Origin of the sequence: Antarcticimicrobium sediminis, from assembly GCF_004348975.1 — a bacterium.
Taxonomy (GTDB): Bacteria; Pseudomonadota; Alphaproteobacteria; order Rhodobacterales; family Rhodobacteraceae; genus Antarcticimicrobium; species Antarcticimicrobium sediminis.
This window is the reverse complement of record NZ_SMFP01000012.1, coordinates 14,458-33,194: the sequence shown is the minus strand read 5'-3', so window position 1 is coordinate 33,194 and position 18,737 is coordinate 14,458. Positions and strand designations below refer to the sequence as shown.

Sequence of the window (18,737 nt, the reverse complement as noted above, 5' to 3'; positions counted from 1 at the left end):
GGTGGCCGTGAAACGAAAACACTCTCGCAGGGTCCTGACGCTTTTGGCGGTCGCGCTGGTGGGCGCGGCGATGGCGGCGGCCTTTTGGCCCCGCGCGGCGCTGGTCGATCTGGCAGAGGTGCAGCGCGGCGCGATGCGGGTGAGCATCGACGAAGAGGGCCGCACACAGGTGCATGAGCCCTATGTCGTCTCTTCCCCGGTGGCGGGCGAATTACAGCGCGTTGCCGTCCAACCCGGCGACAAGGTGATCGCGAACAAGACCGTGGTGGCCCGGATGCGGCCCGCGAACCCCAGCGCGCTGGATGCGCGCACCCGCGAACAGGCCTTGGCCGCGGTCGCCGCCGCCGAGGCCGCGGTGCAGGTGGCGCATGCGGATCTGAACGCGGCCATGGCTAATCAGGAGTTTTCCGACGGAGAGTTGAAGCGCATGCGCCAACTGGTCGAACGCGGGATCACCAGCCAGGTGGCGCTGGAACGCGCCGAGCAGGAGGCGCGGGTCGCCCATGCCGCCGTCAACACCGCCCGCGCCGCCATCGCCATGCGCGTGGCCGAGTTGAACAGCGCCAGCGCCCAGTTGATCAGTTTCGACGACAAGGATCTGGCGCAGGCGCTGGAAGACTCCGCCACAGCCCAGTCGGGCATTCCCATCCTTGCCCCGATCGACGGCACCATCCTGAAGGTGATCCGCAAAAGCGCGACCACCCTGCCCGCCGGAGATCCCATTCTGGAGATCGGCGATGTGACCCGCGATCTGGAGATCGAGGCCGAACTTTTGTCCTCGGACGCGGTGCAGGTCGGTGTCGGCGATCCGGTGCTTGTCACCAATTGGGGCGGGACCGGCGATCTGAGCGGGGTGGTGCAGCGGATCGACCCCTATGGCTATACCAAGTATTCCGCGCTCGGGGTCGAAGAACAGCGGGTCAAGACCACCATCCGCTTTACCGGCGACAGCGCGCCGCGCGCCGGGCTGGGCCATGGCTACCGGGTCGAGGTGCGGATCGTGGTCTGGCAAAGCGAGGACGCGCTGTTGGCCCCCTCCAGCGCGCTGTTTCGCCATCAGGGGGATTGGGCAGTGTTTCGCGCCGAGGACGGGATCGCGCGGCTGCGAAAGGTACAGATCGGGCGCGACAACGGCACCACGGCGCAGGTGCTGGGCGGCCTGTCGCCCGGCGACAAGGTGGTGCTGTTCCCCTCGGCCAGCCTGACCGATGGGCAGCGCGTGGCACAACGCCAGATCGAGTAGGCCACAGGGGCCAAGCACAGGGACCAACCACCGATTCCGGTGACGACAACAGCCAGCCCTGCAAGCGCGACAAGAAAGTGCCGGAACCGTTTCAAGAGGGATAAATGGTGCCTCTGAGAGGCATCTAACATCTATATGTTGTAGCCCTATCTCGTCCGAGTTCCCACCCGCCTCCCAAAAATTGCTGATTTTACTGTAGTTTTCTGTCTTACCCGTCCAACTGTGTCGATATCTTGAGGGTGGACAAACTGGTGGATAGAGAACCAGGCCCTGAAAGGTGGATACGACATGCGGGCTCGCAACAGGCTTTCGGCAGCCTTCGTGAAGAAGGCTCCTATCGGAAAATGGAACGATGGCGCTGGCCTTTGGCTGGTGAAGCGTGAGGACGGCGGCGCACAATGGGTATTGCGTGTAACAGTTCACGGTCGGCGGCGCGAGATGGGCTTGGGCGGATTACCCGGAGTGGGACTCGCCGAGGCCCACAAAGCGGCTGACCGTTGGCGCGCCGTGGCTGCGATCGGCAAAGATCCGATCAAGCAACGAGAAGCAGAGCGGCGAGCAGCTCGGCAAGAAAATATCTCGCTCGCGGCCCTGACCGCCGAGGCGTTCGAAGCGCGAAAGGCAGAGTTGAAGGATGACGGAAAGGCTGGACGCTGGATGTCACCACTCGAAAATCACGTTCTACCAAAACTGGGAAAAGTGCCCGTGACCGACGTGGATCAACGCGACATTCGCGACACGGGGCGCAGCCTCAGTCGGTTGGGGAGGGCGCGCCCCGTGTCGCGAATGTCGCAAGTGTCACCCCCCCGAAACCTTCCCACATGGCCTATCCATCGCGGGCAGTCCGCTCACTTGGACGGGCCGCGTCGTGTCGCTGGATGCGTGGCGGCGGCTGTCGGAATGGGCAAGGCACCGGCCAAACGGGCGGCATTGGTGCGGCGCGGTTGCCCGGTTCTCAGACCCTTCACGGGAATACGGACTGCTGGCTTACTCCGCTAATAATTGACCGTAATGATAACGCTGTCGCTGTAGACACCGACAGGCACTGTTTGGCCGCTGTTGATTTGCCCGTAGACAGGGATTGACTGGATCGCCCCGGTTCCCGTGCCGGAGTTGTCGTTGACGCCGATGGTCCAGCCCCAGGGCGCTGTCAGCGTCTGATTGCGATAAAGGCCGTAGGACAGCGTGTTGCTGCCAGATGTCATTTTCCGAAAACTCGGGTCGGAAACGCCCGGGCCTTGGCCCTCTCCGAGCTGGACCGAGTAGGGCACGCCGACAGAGCAGGATACGTCGATGGTTGTCTGCGCCGTAACAGCGGCGGAGACATTGGTGCCCAATGTCCCGAAGTCCAATGTGCCGGCCGAGACCGTGCAGCTTGGCTCGATGTCGGCGGAGACCATGAAATCGCTTGTGTCCTGCGCGCCACGGGAGGTGCAGGAAAACAGGGTTCCCGCAGTGACGCGGAAATCGGTGCCGGCCGTGAAATTTGAGGAATAGTATCCACCCTTGACGGAGGTACCTGAATCGATCACCTCCGCGAAGATCGGCTCCTCGTAGACGCTCGACCCGAGCAAGTTCAGCGTGATCCCGGAAATAGTGTTCAGAACCGTGCCGCCATAGCCGCCACGGTAGAGTTGATAGGCCAGTTGGGTACCATCGGCGCGGCGCATGTAGCGCGGGCTATTTGACGACCCCGCACCTCCGTCGCCGTCATCCACTGTTATGCACAGATTGACGAGGCTGATCAGACCGAGCAGGGCATCACATTCCACCCGCAATGTGCCCATGATGCGCGGCGTGTTGCCGTCGCGCACCGAGGTGGTCGCGAAGTTGAAATCGCTCATCGAAGCCGTGCAGGTCGCCGCAGATGCTCCTCCGGCAAAGGTTGTGAGGACCATAAGAAACAGCGCGATCCGCGCGAGGGCTCGAATTTTCACAAGCATTCCAATTCCAGATAGGCTGTCTCGGTTGACGGAAGATCGAACCGGGCCGTGCATCGCAGGGCGCCGCCGATCACTTCAATTCTGTTCTGTCGGTGCAGTTTCTCAAGCCAGACCTCACCATCATAGCCCACCACGAAATCCGACGTTCGGCCATTGAGCACGACTTCGGAACCGACGGGAACAAAGTGTCCGGCCTTGTCGTGCAGCACGATGAGAGCGGAGGAGCCGACCCCTCGCCCCATGCGCAGGGTGGTCCCGGAGCGGCGGGCCGGAACCGCCTGAATGGCGGTGGCGATCATGTTGGTATTGAGCGGCAGGCCAGAGGGATCGACCGAAACGCGGTTCTCCTGATAGGGCACGAGCCCGGCAACCAATGCCTTGCCCGTCACTCCTGTCTTTGCGACCGGCTGATTGTTCAACAGGATCGGGACATCGGCAACGCCAAGGTCGACAACCGCGAAACCGTCGCTGATCCTGTTGCCGGCAACCAGCCCCGCGTCGCTTAGAACCAAGGCACCCTCCAGGCTGGCAGCGGCCGCGACGGCCCCATCATCTGCCCGTTGCAGGCGTCCGTCGATGACGCCGTAACGGCCACGGTAGGATCCGCCCAGGAATGCCCAGTCATCCCCTTTTCCGGTCTTTTCAATGTCTACCCTGTAGGCGGCGCTGCCAACATCCTGATCGAGGGGTTTCCGCAAATGCAGGCCCGCGCGCCATTGGCCACTGCTGTCGCGCCGCAGGTCGGAAGAGGCCCGGGCCTTTTTGCCGAGCGGAACGGAAAGCCCGATCGAGAGGCCATAACTCTCGGTAGAGACGTCTTTGAACCCCGATACATGAAAATCGGCCTCCTGCCATTTCATCTTCCGGCTGAACGATCCCGAAAGGATCGTGTTGTGGCTATCCGCCCGTTCAATGTTGATGAGGTTGATGCCAAGCGTCGAGAGATCCGAAAACAGCGGCTTCGATATCGACAGGACATCCTGCGCCTTGGCCGGGCGCAAAAGGTCCGGGCTGGATGCGGTGCCGTCCACCAGGGCCGTGACATAGGCGAGATCCGCGTAGTCACCGCTATGGCGGGTCGACGAGATCCGAAGGTCAACGCCGGAAATGTCGGTCCGCAGATCGAAATGCCCCAGATATCCGGTATGGCCCTGAAACCTGCTGGCACCGACAGCCAGTCCAAACTCCGCGCGATTGAAAAGCACCGAGGATATTCCCCCGCTGGCAGCGACCAGGTCCGAACTGGCTTCGACGTGACCTTGCAGCGTTACCCGATCCGTCAGGCCATAGCGCAGGCTGGCAAGTGCCATCCGCTCGTCGCTATATGCGGAATTGTCCTGTGCGAAGTTATTGCGCGCGACGCCGGCTTCGAAGGAAAAATCCAGCTGCCCCCGGCGGAGGAGGTTCTCGGTTGCGAAGAAGCCGATCGTCTTGGTTTGTTCGTTTCCGGCTTCGTCGCGAATGACGATCTGCGCCTCGCCGCTTTCGCCAATCATCGGCAGGTCGGTCAGGGTAAACGGCCCCGGTGGAACCGTGCCGGACCATGCGTTCACGTTATCCACATATACGTCTATCGCGGTGGGAACGGCCGCCGTGCCCGAATAGGCCAGTTGCGGATCTGTTACGATGTCGCTGCGAAGCGAGAAATCGCGCCGGATCTGAATGCCGCCCATGCGGATCGAGCGCGTCCAGGGTTGCCCGGAAGATATGACATCCCCGGCACTGAAGGTCACAAGGGACCCCGGGCTCGAATAGCTGTATGTCGTGTCTTCGCGGTGGAAATGCGCACCCTCGAAACCGAGGTTCTGCGCAGAGACCGACCCGGTGGTCCGCAGGACGCCAAAGGGCGCATAAATCCGCCCCTCCAGCGAAGCGAACATGCCTTCGACCCGAAAACCGTCCGAAAGAACGTCGCGGCCGATATTGCCCGTCAGGTGATAGTTCAGGAGCGCGCCATAGCCGGGCTGCGCCTTGGTAAAGGTCGGCCGTGTTCTGCCCTTGATGATGCGGCGCTGCAGCCGCTCCGGCGCCGCGGAGATCTCGATCTCCTGGGCTGCCACGTCGTAGCGGTAGGACAGTCCGGGAATGTCGTCCAGCAACAGTATCGACCGGGTGGCCCGAGGGGGCGTCAGGCCGATGTCCTTTAGTTCGTTTGGCAAAATCCCTAGGCGGTTGCCCTGGGAAAACCAGAGGAATTCAGCGATCAATCCGGTATCCACCCCGTTGAGCGACACCAGAAGGAAAAGCGGCACCCCGTCGTCCGGGACAGGCCGCACTGCGTCCGGTCCTGCCCTGTCTTGGCTGCGGTCCACGACCACAGGCTTGAGCAGTTGCAGCGCATTGTCGCGCGCCCATGCCACTGTCGACATCTGCATGCAAACTGCGGCAAGAACAACCGATGCTCTGATCACGTCCTTCTCCCTTCCAAAGCCGGCAACCGGGGCCCTGGCTTTGGAAATCCGGTCTCCACCCTATCGCGACCTCAACCCCGCTCGAAGCAGAGCGGAACGGAATGCCGGATCGTGAACTTGACAGCGGAATTGCGCTGCGAAGTGCCGGGCAACTGGTCGATCAGGACGCGATAGCATTCGCGTTGCTGCCGGACGGCGGTTTTCTTCACACGCACAAGGCGGATCGTCGTCTCCTGATTGCGCGCAAGGCGCAGAACCGGCGGGCTGGCGATGACATCCCGGGTCGGTGTCAGATGGTCCTTTCCACCGGAACGGGTCCACCTCATGACGCGGATCTGCCCTTGCATCTGGCCGGGGCCGCCGGATTTCACAGTGAGTGTTGCAGTTCGCTCCGCTCCGCTTACCAGCAGGTTTGTCGGCGAAATTGAAAAGGAATCCGCGACAGCAAGGGAGGGGAGGATCACCGCGGCGCACAAGGTCGCCGCGATCCTTTTCGCAAGTTTCATGCCTGTATGCCTTTACTCTCCCGGCCGAGACTTTTTTTGTTTTTCGGGACTTGGGTCGGCCTGGAAATTGGGGGGTTAGGGAGCTGAGTAAGTTACGGTAACGGTGATGTCGTCCGAATAGGATCCCAGCACACGCGCCGACCCGACAGAAGCGATCGCACCGTCGATGTCGGCAGAGTCCGCGTAGGGGCCCCCTCCCGTCAGTGTGAAGCTGCTGCTGATGTCACCATCTACCGCGACCGAACTGCCGCTGACGGCCAGAGTGTAGGGAATGTAATTGGTCCCGTCACTCATCTGGCGGGTCCCCGCGCTCTCGTTGCTGCCGCCGTCGAGAACGACCGAAGACAACGTATTGTCGGCATCGCAACTGATGGAAATGGAGCCCGTGGCAGATGCCGCTTGGGTTGGAGAGATTTCGCCAAACGCGACAGCCGATGTGGTGACGGTGCATTGCGCGATCACCGTGGCCGTCACGTTCAGGGTGCCTTCTTCCACAGCGGCATGCGCTGTCGCTGGCAACAAAACTGTCGCTGTCAAAAATACGGCTGTGCTTAAGGTGCCCAGTGAAAAAGGGCCCGTTGAAAACGTCATTTTTACTTTCACCTTCTACTGCCAATAGATTACTTGGCTTGAGATCGCTACTTAACAGCCCTTTCAAATCACACCGGGGAGGTCAAGTTTTTAGTAAATAGAATTTCCTTATTGGTAATAATTATTATCCAATTAAATTAATTCTCGCGTTTTCAATGACTTAAGCGAAAACTCCACCACTCCACTCAACTTATGAGGTAGGTGTAGATCAATTGAACTCTCGAAATCTTGAATCTCGCCTGACGACGTCATAATTCAAGACGGGCCTGCGGCGTTTGGCCTCACCGACCGCCGTTCCCAAAAGCATGACATCTAGGTCATATTGACAAATGGAGAAGCCAGAGGCGGATCGAAAGCGCTCGTCTGAACGATATCAATCCACGCAGTTACTTGAATTGGGTGGTGGAAAAAATCGAGCGCGAGGGGGGCGACATCGCTGCGAAACTCTGATGCCTTGGTACTGCCCGGTCGGACACATCCACGACTGACAACACTTGGCCCGGCCCCTATGGTCGGTCCCCACTGTTGCGCGAGCAGCCGGCCCCCTGAATGATGTGAGCCCCGGTGTCAGTTCAACCAATCTGTCTCGTGAAGACCGGCATATGCAACAGCGCAACGCGGATGGCCGCCACATGCTGAAATCAGGTTCCAGCTCCGCAACTCCAGCCCCTCGCGATGTCCACCCTTCAAAACAATTTCGGCGATTGGCCAAATCCGGGGCCTATACACCGCTTGCTTCAACTCGTGATCCCAATGAGAAAAGGCTTTGGTGATGTGGCCGCTCCCCGACGGCATCGACGTGCCATTTTGGGTCTGCAATGATTTGGCAAAGGGGGACGGGCATGCCACCAGCGCCCTCCACAATGCTAAGGTTTGACAAGGTTGATTGTGGCGCTTGTCGAGGTCGGGCTTGAGCGCCACTGAGCCCACCGCTTGTCTCCAATCCCACAAAGCTACCGACCGCCGACCTGCCGGAACAGCCCCCCGAAAGTATTCGGACCCATCGAATGTCACCCGAGTCACCGGCCAAACCCGCCAAACCGACCCGCAACTTCGGTGCCCAAAATATTAGTGAATGTTGGACATCACCAGCGCATGAAGGGTGGACAATTGGGGGATAAAGCCACTCCGCCCAAAGGAGATCACCTTTATCACTCAAGGACTTATGTGAAATCCATGGTGCTGCTGCAGAGAATCGAACTCTGGACCTCTCCCTTACCAAGGGAGTGCTCTACCTCTGAGCTACAGCAGCACTGTGGGCGGCTAGGTAGACTTAAAAATCCGGGGGTGCAAGCGCTTCTTTGGAATTTTTTCAAAGCAATGCCATCGGCTCGCGCCAACACCGTCGATAACAGGCGGACGGCCCCTGGTTCAGGGCCGCCCACCCCCTGTTCAGATCGGATCAGAACAGGAAATCTGCCGCGTCCAGATCCGCCAGCTGGACATTCACCAAGGTGATGACGTCGCCGCCCGTGGCGTCGATCACCACATCCAGACCGACCTGGGTCATGTGGGAACCGGCCAGATCGGCGAACCCGGTGATTTCGGACAGGCCGGACAGGTCGATTTTCTCCAGATCATTCGACGCCTCGAAATCGAAGATACTGTCCAAGCCGGACCCCTCAGAGAACCGAAAGGTATCATCCCCGTTCCCGCCAAAGAGCTTGTCGTTCCCGGCCCCGCCAACCAGCGTATCCTTGCCGTTTCCGCCTTTCAGCGTGTCACTCCCGTTCTGGCCGAAAAGTTTGTCGGCCCCCTTGTTCCCGAGCAGCCTGTCGCGCAGGTTTCCGCCCAGCAGCAGGTCGTTGTCGACACCCCCATCAAGCAGATCCCTGCCATTTCCGCCCTTCAGCGTGTCGTTGCCTTTCTCGCCGAACAACGCGTCTGCGCCATTATTCCCGAACAGCGTGTCCCCCTTGTTGCCCCCCAACAACCGGTCGGCACCGTCACCGCCGGTCAAGCGGTCGCGACCGCCCAGCCCCTTGAGCGTGTTGTCCCCGTCCGACCCGGTCAGCGTATTGGCCAACACGTTGCCGGTTGCGTCCAGATCATTGTCGCCCGACAGGGTCAGGCTGGTCACCCCATCAAGCTTGAGTTCGGCGTCGATGGCCCGGTTCGAGGTCACACTCAGCCCGTTGTCGGTGACGGTATAGCTGTCTTCGGTCACTGCAGTGGCCTTGTTGATCTGCACCACATTGCCATCCTCGGTCGCCGCCAACGCCTCTGTCAGCGTGTCGTGGTTCGACATCAGCACCCCCAGGGTGGTGTCCGACAGCACCCGGACCGCCGAGGTGTCAGGGCTCAGCAGGACATTATCCAGACCGCCGGTGTCGGCGCCCGATACATATTCGCCCCGGATCCACAGGCTCGTCACATCGGCGAGCACCGCGTCGATATCAGCCTGACTCGCCACCGCACCCGAGACCGAGCCCAACCGCCAATCACTACCCGCGTCCAGCGACACCGAATAATGGGTCCAGTCGAGCCCGGGATTGTTCGCCGTGTTGAACGCAATGGTCTTGCCGCCACCGGTGATCACGACGTCCTCGTCATTGAACTGGCTGCTGAGCGAGGATTGCTTGAGGTCGAATTGCAGTGAGCCGCCCGAATAGGCGGATTTGTCGCCAAGATATTCGTTGGGCGCCACGAAATACCACACCGCCCCCGTGGCGTAATCGACCGCCTGAACATAGCCGCCGGGATTGCCACCGGTGTCGACCCAGTCGAACGCCTTGACGTCGGCAACAAAGGACCAGCCGTCCAGCCCGGTATCAAAGCGCGAGTCCACCTTTACGCCAATGTACTCGGGCGGAGTCGCCGGCTCCTTGACCATCGAGAAATTGTCGAGGTTGCTGGCGTCGCCCGTGGTGCCATTGACGAATTCGCCCCGCACCGAAAGCGATTCGAGATCGGCCAGAACCGACCGGATCTGCACCTCGCTCGCGATCGAGCCGGACAGGCTGTTGATCCGCCAGCCGCCGCCCAGCGCCAAGTTGACCGAATAGGCGGTCCAATCGGTGCCCGGGTTGTCGCCCATGTCCAGAACCAGATCCATCCCGGCCCCGGTCAGAACGATGTCGGCGGCGTCAAACTGGCTGGTGGCGATATCCTGCTTCATGTCGAAGCTGATCGACCCGCCGTAATAATCGGACCGATCCCCCAGAAAGGCGTCGGGCGCGACGAAATACCAGTCCCCGCCGCCGCCCTCGGTGCCACGCAGGCTGCCGACCGGATCGCCGTCGATGGCGTCAAATATCTCTGTCCCGTTGGTGGTGGTCCAACCGTCCAAACCCGTCGTAAAAGCGCTGATCGTCATACTTCTCTCTCCCCAAAGGGTCCGAGGGGCACTTTTGCCCGATGCTGTGACCGGAAACAGGCTGGCCCGGCAGCATCCTTTTCCTCGCACCTGATCCCTGCATTATATCGAATTTACGGAATATCATTTTTGATTTGCATCATTTGCGCGCCTCCACCCACGGCTGTCGCGCAATCTGGACCAGAGGCGGGGCCTCCTGTAGAGAGACCCTATGGCATCCAGACCAACAGACACCGACAAGACGAAACCGGCAGCAGACCGGGAAGACCGGCTCAAGGCCGCGCTCAAGGCCAATATGGCCAAGCGCAAGGCACAGGCGCGGGCCAGAGCCGAGATCGTGGCCGAGACCGGAACCGCGATCAAGGCCGGCGGCGAGGCTAGCGGCGAGGCGGACAAAGCAGGCAAAAGCGAGGGCTAGGGCAGATGGATTCGATTCTGGTAACCGGGAACGGACCGCTCAGCGGCCAGATCCCCATTGCGGGCGCCAAGAATGCCTGCCTGACGCTGATGCCCGCGACGCTGCTGAGCGAGGAACCGCTGACGCTGACCAATGCGCCGCGTCTCAGCGACATCCGCACCATGACCGAGCTGCTGCAATCGCTGGGGGCCGAAGTCTCAGGCTTGCAGGACGGTCAGGTGCTGGCGATGTCCAGCCATGACGTGAACAACCACGTCGCCGACTATGACATCGTGCGCAAGATGCGCGCCTCGAACCTTGTTCTGGGGCCGATGCTGGCGCGTCTGGGTCATGCGGTGGTGTCCCTGCCCGGCGGCTGCGCCATCGGCGCGCGACCGATGGATCTGCATGTCCACGGGCTGGAAGCGCTGGGGGCCGAGATCGAGCTGCGCGATGGCTATCTGCACGCCAAGGCGCCGGGCGGGCTGAAAGGGGCGGTGATCAACTTCTCTTTTGCCTCGGTCGGGGCGACGGAAAACGTGATGATGGCCGCAACGCTGGCCAAGGGCACCACGGTTCTGAAGAACGCCGCGCGCGAACCCGAGATCGTCGATCTGGCCACCTGCCTGCGCAAGATGGGGGCGCAGATCGACGGCGACGGCACCTCCGAGATCACCATTCAGGGGGTTGATCGGCTGCATGGCGCCACCCATCCGGTGGTCACCGACCGGATCGAACTGGGCACCTATATGCTGGCCCCCGCCATCGCCGGCGGCGAGGTTGAGCTGTTGGGTGGGCGGATCGATCTGGTGGGCGCATTCTGCGAAAAGCTTGATGCCGTCGGCGTCGCCGTCGAAGAGACCGAAAAAGGGCTCAAGGTGTCACGCCGCGGCGACCAGATCGCGGCGGTGAATGTCGCCACCGAACCCTTTCCCGGCTTTCCCACCGACCTGCAGGCGCAGATGATGGCGCTGCTGTGCACCGCAAATGGCACCAGCGTTTTGGAAGAACGGATTTTCGAGAACCGCTTCATGCACGCCCCTGAACTGGTGCGCATGGGGGCCCAGATCGACGTGCAGGGCGGCACCGCCACCGTCACCGGGGTTGATCGCCTCAAGGGCGCGCCGGTCATGGCCACCGATCTGCGCGCCAGCGTGTCGCTGATCCTGGCCGCCCTTGCCGCCGAGGGCGAAACCGTGGTCAACCGGGTCTATCATCTGGACCGTGGCTATGAGAACGTGGAACGCAAGTTGCAGGCCGTAGGTGCAAAAATCGAACGGATCAAAAGCCGATGACCAAAGATGCCACATTCGAAGAAGGCGGCGAGGCGCCGCTGAACCTTGGGGCACTTGATGCCGAGGATCTCAAGGTGATTTCATCGCTGGCGCAGGACGCGGTTTTTCCGGCCAGCGAGATGAAATGGGCCCCGGCGCAACGCCGCTTCGCCCTCTTGCTCAACCGCTTCCGCTGGGAGGACGCCAACCGCGACCGCCACGGCGCTGAACGGGTGCGCTCGGTGCTGGCGATCGACGAGGTGCTGCGCGTCTCGAGTCAGGGCATCGACCGCAAGGACACCGATACGGTGCTGTCCCTGTTGTCGGTCGAGTTCACCCCCGATGCGGATGGTGCAGGACATGTGCTGCTGACGCTGGCGGGCGATGGCGCGATCCGACTCGAGGTCGAGGCGCTGGGGGTGACGCTCAAGGATGTCACCCGTCCCTATCGCGCCCTCTCGGGGAAGGCGCCCACGCACCCCGAATGAGCCACCAGAACAAGCGTACAAATATGACCTCGGACTGTACATCACCGCGCTGATCCGGGTCTGCGATGGAGAAACACCTCTCCCCTTGAGGCCCCTCGCCCGCGCTTGTATGTGAGACTATCCGCCGGAGACACAAATGCCCCAGTTTCTCGACACTCAAGACGCCGATTTCGAAGCCGCCTTTTCCGCCCTGCTGTCCGCCAAGCGCGAGGACAGCCCGGATGTCGATGACACGGTGGCCGCCATCATTGCCGATGTGCGGGCCCGCGGCGATGCGGCGGTAATCGAGCTGACCGCGAAATTCGACCGGATGGAGCTGACGCCGGATCGGCTTGCCTTTACCCCCGACGAGATCGCCACAGCCGCCGCAATGGTCCCGGCCGCTGAGCGTGACGCGCTGGAACTGGCCGCCGAGCGCATCCGCGCCTATCACGTGCGCCAGATGCCCCCGGATGCAAGCTGGACCGACCCGGATGGCGCGACGCTGGGTTGGCGCTGGACCGCCGTGTCCGCTGCAGGGCTCTATGTGCCGGGGGGGCTGGCCTCCTACCCGTCTTCGGTGCTGATGAATGCGATCCCGGCCAAGGTGGCGGGCGTTGATCGGTTGGCCATCGCCGTGCCGACGCCTGATGGTCAGGTCAATCCGCTGGTGCTGCTGGCGGCAAAGATCGCCGGGGTGGATGAAATCTATCGCATCGGCGGCGCACAGGCGATCGCGGCACTGGCCTATGGCACCGGAACCATCGCGCCGGTCGACAAGATCACCGGCCCCGGCAACGCCTTTGTCGCCGCAGCCAAGCGGCGCGTCTTTGGCAAGGTGGGGATCGACATGATCGCCGGCCCGTCCGAAATTCTGGTGATTGCCGACAAGGACAACGATCCCGACTGGGTCGCGCTCGATCTGATGAGCCAAGCCGAACATGACGAAAGCGCGCAGTCCATCCTGATCACCGATGACGCCGATTTCGCCCAACTGGTGGCCGCTGCGGTGGACAAGCGGCTGGAAACGCTGGACCGGCGCGCCATCGCAGGCACCAGTTGGCGCGATTTCGGGGCCATCATCACCGTGCGCGATCTGAGCGAGGCGGCGGCGCTGTCGAACCGGATCGCGCCGGAACACCTTGAGCTTTGCGTCAACGACCCCGAGGGGCTGGCCGCCAGTTGCGTCCATGCCGGGGCGATCTTTCTGGGGCGCTACACCCCCGAGGCCATCGGCGATTACGTGGGCGGACCCAACCATGTGCTTCCCACGGCGCGTTCGGCGCGATTCTCTTCGGGGTTGAGCGTGTTGGATTTCCTCAAACGCACCACCATGGCGCGCATGACCCCCGAAGCACTGCGCGCCATCGGTCCCAGCGCCGCCTGTCTGGCGCAATCGGAAAGCCTCGAGGCGCACGGGCTGTCGGTCCGCGCCCGTCTGGATCAATTGAACAGGTAGTCAGCCCATGTCACATATCGTGGATATCGCGCTGGACGATGCGGGGCTGCCCCCGCCGACGCCCGAGATCGAACAGGAACGCAAGGTCGCCATGTTCGACCTGTTGGAGCAAAACAGCTTCACCCTCCCCGATCGCGACGACCGCGCGGTGCCCGATGGGCCCTATCGGCTGATGCTCTCGATCCGGAACAAGCGGTTGGTCTTTGATATCGACACCGAGGACGGGCAGAAGGCGGCAGAATTTCACCTGTCGCTGGGCCCGTTCCGGCAGGTGGTCAAAGACTATTTCCAGATCTGCGAATCCTACTACAACGCCGTGAAAACCCTGCCGCCCAGCCAGATCGAAACCATCGACATGGCCCGGCGCGGCATCCACAACGAAGGCAGCCGGGTGCTGAAGGAACGGCTGGAGGGCAAGGCCGGGGTCGACGAGGACACCGCAAGGCGCCTGTTCACCCTGATCTGCGTCCTGCATTTCGGGGCCTAGCCATGGAATCGCTGCCGCAGTCCATTCTGTTCTGCTGCGACCACAATTCCTGCCGGTCGCCAATGGCCGAGGGGATCATGAAAAAGCTTTATGGCAAGGCGACTTATGTGCAGTCGGCTGGTGTTAAAAGCGATCTGGAAATTGACGGCTTTGCCATCGCCGTGTGTCAGGAAATCGACGTCGAGCTGTCGCGCCACCGCAGCCGCTCGTTCGAGGACATGGAACAGTGGGGCGACGATCTCAGCTCGTTCGATCTGGTGGTGGCGCTGTCCCCCGCCAGCCAGCGCCGGGCGCTGGATCTGACCCGGTTCTTTCATCTGGACGTTGAATACTGGCCGGTGCTTGACCCCACCGGACTGGGGCACACCCGCGCGGAAAAACTGGACGCCTATCGACAGGCCCGCGACCAGATCATTACCCGGCTGGCCGGAAAATGGGGCCCGCCCACCGAGGGGCAATGACCGCCAGTTCATGCCGGTCTGGGGAAAAACCGGCACAAATCGTACACTTCGGGCGATTGCAGCCTTGAAAACGCGGCAAAATGGAGCCATCTAAGCGCACGGCCCGCATCTTGGCGGGTGAAACGACTATGGAGACACTATGGCCAAGGAAGATACGCTCGAATTTCCCGGTGTCGTGAAGGAACTCCTGCCGAATGCGACATTCAGGGTCGAGCTGGAAAACGGCCATGAGATCATCGCACATACGGCAGGCAAGATGCGCAAGAACCGCATCCGAGTTCTTGCCGGCGACAAGGTGCAGGTCGAAATGACCCCCTATGATCTGACTAAGGGTCGGATCAACTATCGCTTCAAGTAACCACGCCTTGGCGCGCTGCTTCGAAAGCTCGCGTGGCTTGCGCACCGCGTCGAAGCGTGCTGTTCAGTTTACCCAAAAGGATGCGGTCGAGATCAATGATCCGCATCCCGGACAGGGCCTGAACCCGTTTGCATGTCATCTCGCTGCCGGGATGGCTCGCGCCCACAAGGACAGATCCGGCACCGTGCCGGATGACGGAGCCACACAATGAAACTGATCCTGGGCTCTGCCAGCCCGCGCCGGCGCGATCTGCTGGCGCAGATCAACGTCGTGCCGGACGAGATCCGCCCGGCGGATATCGACGAAACCCCCGGAAAAGACGAGCTTCCCCGCCCCTATGCCGCCCGTGTTGCGCGCGAAAAGGCACTGGCCATCACAGCCGCGCCCGACGAGATCGTGCTTTGTGCCGATACCACCGTGGCGCTGGGGCGGCGCATTCTGGGCAAACCGGCGGACAAGGCGGAAGCCGAACGCTTTCTCCGGGCGCTGTCGGGGCGACGGCACCGGGTGATTACCGCCATGGCGGTGCGGCGCGGTGAACGCCTGTGGGAACGCGAGGTGGTCAGCGCGGTGCGGATGAAACGCCTGTCGCACCTTGAAATCGAGGCCTATCTTTCTAGCGGAGATTGGCAGGGCAAGGCCGGCGGATACGGGATTCAGGGGCCGGCAGGCGCCTTTATTCCGTGGATCAGCGGCTCATTTACCGGAATCATGGGACTGCCACTGGCCGAGGCCGCCGCGCTGTTGCAGGCGGCCGGATATCCCGTTTACGGAGGCACCGCATGAAGGGCCGTCAAATCGTTCTGGACCATATCGGCGGGCATGAGGCCGCCGCTCTTTTGATTGACGGGCAGCTGGAGGATCTACTGATCGACAGCGACGCCCCACGCCCCGGCGCGATCTATCGCGCCATTGCCGGGCGCCCGATGAAGGGTCAAGGCGGGTTGTTTCTCGACACGCCCGATGGCGCCGCCTATCTGCGTCAGGTGCGCGGCATCGCGCCGGGACAGGCAATGTTGGTGCAGGTCACCGGATATGCCGAACCGGGCAAGGCGATCCCGGTCACCACCAAGCTGCTGTTCAAAAGCCGCTATGCCATCGTCACCCCGCAAGCGCCGGGGGTGAACCTGTCGCGGCGCATCCACGATGAAGAGGAACGCATCCGCATCCTGTCGGCGGCCAGTACCCCAGCGGCCGAAGACAGCGCCCATGGCATCATCCTGCGCTCGGCCTGCGACGGCGCCGATGCGGATGACATCGCCGAAGATGTCGACGCCATGCTAGCGCTGGCCGATGCGGTCTTGGCGGATGCCGACGGCGCTGCGGAAACATTGACTGAGGGCGATGCGCCACACCTGCTGGCTTGGCGCGACTGGTCAGAGCCTGCGCAGGTCGAGACAGATGCGGACGGGTTCGAGCGCTGCGGTGTGCTCGATGCGCTGGAGGCGCTGAAATCCCCCCGTGCCCCCCTGCCCAGCGGCGCGTTCTTTTATGTGGAACCGACCCGCGCGCTGGTCGCGGTGGATGTGAACACCGGGCCTGACGGTTCGCTCGCGGCCGGGCTCAAGGCCAATATCGCCACCGCCCGCGACCTGCCCCGCCAACTCCGCCTGCGCGGGTTGGGCGGGCAGATCACGATCGATCTGGCACCAATGCCCAAGAAGGACCGCCGCGGCTTTGAAGCCGCCCTGCGCGCCGCCTTCCGCACCGACAGCGAAGAGACCAACCTTCTTGGCTGGACCCCGCTGGGCCACTACGAATTGCAGCGCAAGCGCGGTCGCGCGCCCCTGCATGAGCTGCTGGCATGAGCTGCCCGATCTGCAAGGGTGCGAGCGATCCGGCCTATCGCCCGTTCTGCTCGAAACGCTGCGCCAATATTGATCTGGGAAACTGGCTTGATGGCACCTATGCGGTGCCCTCGGACAGCCCCGAAGACCTTGATAAAGCGGCAGAACAGATCGAGACAGATCACCACCGCCCACATTAGCGCAACAAAGGTAAAAATGCCTCTGGACACCCGTCTGTGGAATGCCTAGAACGCCCCCACCCAAAGGCAATAGCCTTTCCCGTGCCCGGGTAGCTCAGGGGTAGAGCAGTGGATTGAAAATCCTCGTGTCGGTGGTTCGATTCCGCCCCCGGGCACCACTTCAAGCACTTGAAAAATATAAACTATTTTTCTCACAACGCGCTTGGATTTCGAAGCCAATAGCTTGCGGGGACGCACTGGGGACGCAAAGGCTTTCAGTACCCTTTACGCTCACGCTCTCTAGAAACAGGCTAAAAAGTAGGCTCCAGCCTTGCTGAGGGTCTATGCCCCTACAGGCCTCCCTTGCCTAACATTCAGAATGCACGCCCTCCCGATCTCCGTGGCCCACGGATCGCTGGGCTGTCGCAGCCGTATTTCACGCATGCGACAGCCCGGGTTTACCGGGGCACCATCGGGCGTCAGACAGACAACGTCGCCAAGGCCTCATCCAAGGTCTGAGCGATCTTATCGATCTCCTCAGCCGTCACGATCAGCGCAGGAGAGAGGCACAGCGTGTTGTTGAAGCCGGACAGAGACCGGTTGGTCATGCCGATCAGAACGCCGCGTTTGTCGCATTCCGCGACGACAGATGCGACAAGCTTTTCAGACAGCGGCACCTTTGTTTCGCGATCTGCGACCAGCTCCGCCCCGCAAAACAGCCCCTTGCCGCGCACGTCACCGATAACCGGGTATTTGTCCTTCAGCGCGTTCAAATGGCCCAGCAGCCGCGCGCCCATGACGGTGCAATTCTCAAGCAGGCCTTCATCCTCAATGATACGCAGGTTTTCAAGCGCCGCCGCCGGGCCGCTGGTGCAACCACCAAAGGTGGAAATGTCGCGAAAATGGCTAAGCGGATCGTCCGCGTTTTCCTTGAACATATCAAAAACCCGCTCGTTCGTCACACAGCAGGAAATGGCGGCATAACCGCTGGCCACGCCCTTTGCCATGGTGACGAAATCCGGTTCGATTCCATAGTGTTGATAGCCGAACCATTCCCCGGTGCGCCCGACCCCGCAAACCACTTCGTCGATGTGCAGCAACACATCATACTTCCGGCAGATTTCCTGCACCCGCGGCCAGTATCCTTCGGGCGGGGTGATGACGCCGCCGCCAGCGGTCACCGGTTCCAGACAGATCGCGCCGACGGTTTCCGGGCCTTCACGCAGAATGACCTCTTCGATAGCGTCGGCAGCACGTCGGCCATACTCCTCCACGTCCCATTGCGCGCGGTACTCCAGACAATGCGGCACCTCGACAAAGCCCGGGGTAAGCGGACCGTATTGCACCACACGTTCCGGCTGCCCACAGGCTGACAGGGTCGCAATGGTGGTGCCGTGGTAGTCGCGTTCGCGAAACAGGATCTTGTATTTCTTGCCGCCATAGCGATTGTGCGCGATCTGGCGCACCATCTTGAACGCTTTCTCGTTCGCTTCCGATCCCGAGTTCGCATAATAGACGCGGCTCATCCCCGGCATTTTCTCGATAAGCTTTTCGGCGAACTGCGCACCGGGCACTGTCCCGACAGAGCCCGCGAAATAGTTCATCTTGACCAATTGGTCGCGCACCGCGTCCGCGATGGTGGTGCGACCATAGCCGACGTTTACCGTCCAGACCCCGCCCGAGACAGCGTCAAGATATTCGCGCCCGTTCTGATCCCAGACGCGCATCCCTTTTCCTTCGACGATGATGCGGGGGTCTTTGTCCTCAAGCGTCTTGTGCTGGAACAGGTGGTGCCAGACGTGGGCACGGTCGGCGGATACGACTTTCGTCAGATCGTTATCGAGCATGAAGGTCTCCT

General features: G+C 61.7%; 18 protein-coding genes and 2 tRNA genes. 13 read left to right on the top strand and 7 right to left on the bottom strand.

Features of this window, described 5'->3' with window-relative positions:
- Position 1: 1 nt before the first annotated feature.
- Positions 2–1,243 carry an efflux RND transporter periplasmic adaptor subunit gene (locus E1B25_RS16590; RefSeq protein ID WP_245510743.1) on the top strand — a complete coding sequence of 414 codons (1,242 nt, stop codon included), beginning with the start codon at positions 2–4 and terminating at the stop codon, positions 1,241–1,243.
- 288 nt (positions 1,244–1,531) lie between these two features.
- Positions 1,532–2,242, top strand: coding sequence for an Arm DNA-binding domain-containing protein (locus E1B25_RS22795; protein ID WP_132830639.1), 711 nt, complete (start codon positions 1,532–1,534; stop codon positions 2,240–2,242).
- Here the strand turns inward: E1B25_RS22795 and E1B25_RS16580 are convergent.
- The 6 genes from E1B25_RS16580 to E1B25_RS16555 form a co-directional block, all read right to left on the bottom strand.
- On the bottom strand, positions 2,239–3,186 hold the full coding sequence (locus E1B25_RS16580; RefSeq protein ID WP_165937647.1) for a Csu type fimbrial protein: 948 nt from the start codon (positions 3,184–3,186) through the stop codon (positions 2,239–2,241). The genes E1B25_RS22795 and E1B25_RS16580 overlap by 4 nt on opposite strands.
- Positions 3,177–5,504 carry a fimbria/pilus outer membrane usher protein gene (locus E1B25_RS16575; protein ID WP_165937646.1) on the bottom strand — a complete coding sequence of 776 codons (2,328 nt, stop codon included), beginning with the start codon at positions 5,502–5,504 and terminating at the stop codon, positions 3,177–3,179. The genes E1B25_RS16580 and E1B25_RS16575 overlap by 10 nt, the downstream gene beginning before the upstream one ends.
- A 164-nt stretch (positions 5,505–5,668) precedes the next feature.
- Positions 5,669–6,103, bottom strand: coding sequence for a fimbrial biogenesis chaperone (locus tag E1B25_RS16570; RefSeq protein WP_132830636.1), 435 nt, complete (start codon positions 6,101–6,103; stop codon positions 5,669–5,671).
- Positions 6,104–6,178: 75 nt separating this feature from the next.
- Positions 6,179–6,706 (bottom strand): spore coat protein U domain-containing protein, encoded by a 528-nt coding sequence (locus E1B25_RS16565; protein WP_132830635.1) that lies wholly within the window; start codon positions 6,704–6,706, stop codon positions 6,179–6,181.
- Positions 6,707–7,871: 1,165 nt separating this feature from the next.
- Positions 7,872–7,946, bottom strand: a tRNA-Thr gene (locus tag E1B25_RS16560).
- Positions 7,947–8,096: 150 nt separating this feature from the next.
- A complete protein-coding gene (locus tag E1B25_RS16555; RefSeq protein WP_132830634.1) occupies positions 8,097–10,010 on the bottom strand; it encodes a laminin B domain-containing protein in 1,914 nt (637 codons plus the stop codon).
- Positions 10,011–10,221: 211 nt separating this feature from the next.
- On the opposite strand from E1B25_RS16555, the gene E1B25_RS16550 reads away from it, so the two are divergent.
- From E1B25_RS16550 to E1B25_RS16500, 11 genes are all read left to right on the top strand, one after another.
- Entirely contained in the window at positions 10,222–10,428 is a 207-nt protein-coding gene (locus E1B25_RS16550; protein ID WP_132830633.1) for a hypothetical protein, read from the top strand.
- 5 nt (positions 10,429–10,433) lie between these two features.
- Entirely contained in the window at positions 10,434–11,702 is a 1,269-nt protein-coding gene (gene murA, locus E1B25_RS16545) for a UDP-N-acetylglucosamine 1-carboxyvinyltransferase (protein ID WP_132830632.1), read from the top strand.
- Positions 11,699–12,169 (top strand): DUF2948 family protein, encoded by a 471-nt coding sequence (locus E1B25_RS16540; RefSeq protein ID WP_132830631.1) that lies wholly within the window; start codon positions 11,699–11,701, stop codon positions 12,167–12,169. Before murA ends, E1B25_RS16540 begins: the two co-directional genes overlap by 4 nt.
- A gap of 136 nt (positions 12,170–12,305) precedes the next feature.
- On the top strand, positions 12,306–13,607 hold the full coding sequence (gene hisD, locus E1B25_RS16535; RefSeq protein ID WP_132830630.1) for a histidinol dehydrogenase: 1,302 nt from the start codon (positions 12,306–12,308) through the stop codon (positions 13,605–13,607).
- A 7-nt stretch (positions 13,608–13,614) separates the two neighbouring features.
- Positions 13,615–14,094, top strand: coding sequence for a UPF0262 family protein (locus tag E1B25_RS16530; RefSeq protein WP_132830629.1), 480 nt, complete (start codon positions 13,615–13,617; stop codon positions 14,092–14,094).
- 2 nt (positions 14,095–14,096) lie between these two features.
- The gene (locus E1B25_RS16525) at positions 14,097–14,555 is read left to right on the top strand and encodes an arsenate-mycothiol transferase ArsC (RefSeq protein ID WP_132830628.1); all 459 of its coding nucleotides are present in this window, start codon (positions 14,097–14,099) and stop codon (positions 14,553–14,555) included.
- Positions 14,556–14,694: 139 nt separating this feature from the next.
- Positions 14,695–14,913, top strand: coding sequence for a translation initiation factor IF-1 (gene infA / locus E1B25_RS16520; RefSeq protein ID WP_005978431.1), 219 nt, complete (start codon positions 14,695–14,697; stop codon positions 14,911–14,913).
- Between the two features lie 207 nt (positions 14,914–15,120).
- Positions 15,121–15,699, top strand: a complete 579-nt coding sequence (locus E1B25_RS16515) for a Maf family protein (RefSeq protein ID WP_132830627.1) — start codon at positions 15,121–15,123, stop codon at positions 15,697–15,699.
- Positions 15,696–16,721, top strand: coding sequence for a ribonuclease E/G (locus E1B25_RS16510; protein ID WP_132830626.1), 1,026 nt, complete (start codon positions 15,696–15,698; stop codon positions 16,719–16,721). The genes E1B25_RS16515 and E1B25_RS16510 overlap by 4 nt, the downstream gene beginning before the upstream one ends.
- Positions 16,718–16,900 carry a DNA gyrase inhibitor YacG gene (locus E1B25_RS16505; RefSeq protein ID WP_132830625.1) on the top strand — a complete coding sequence of 61 codons (183 nt, stop codon included), beginning with the start codon at positions 16,718–16,720 and terminating at the stop codon, positions 16,898–16,900. The genes E1B25_RS16510 and E1B25_RS16505 overlap by 4 nt, the downstream gene beginning before the upstream one ends.
- Before the next feature lie 83 nt (positions 16,901–16,983).
- Positions 16,984–17,058, top strand: a tRNA-Phe gene (locus E1B25_RS16500).
- Between the two features lie 300 nt (positions 17,059–17,358).
- Here the strand turns inward: E1B25_RS16500 and E1B25_RS16495 are convergent.
- Entirely contained in the window at positions 17,359–18,726 is a 1,368-nt protein-coding gene (locus tag E1B25_RS16495; RefSeq protein WP_132830624.1) for an aminotransferase family protein, read from the bottom strand.
- Positions 18,727–18,737: the final 11 nt, after the last annotated feature.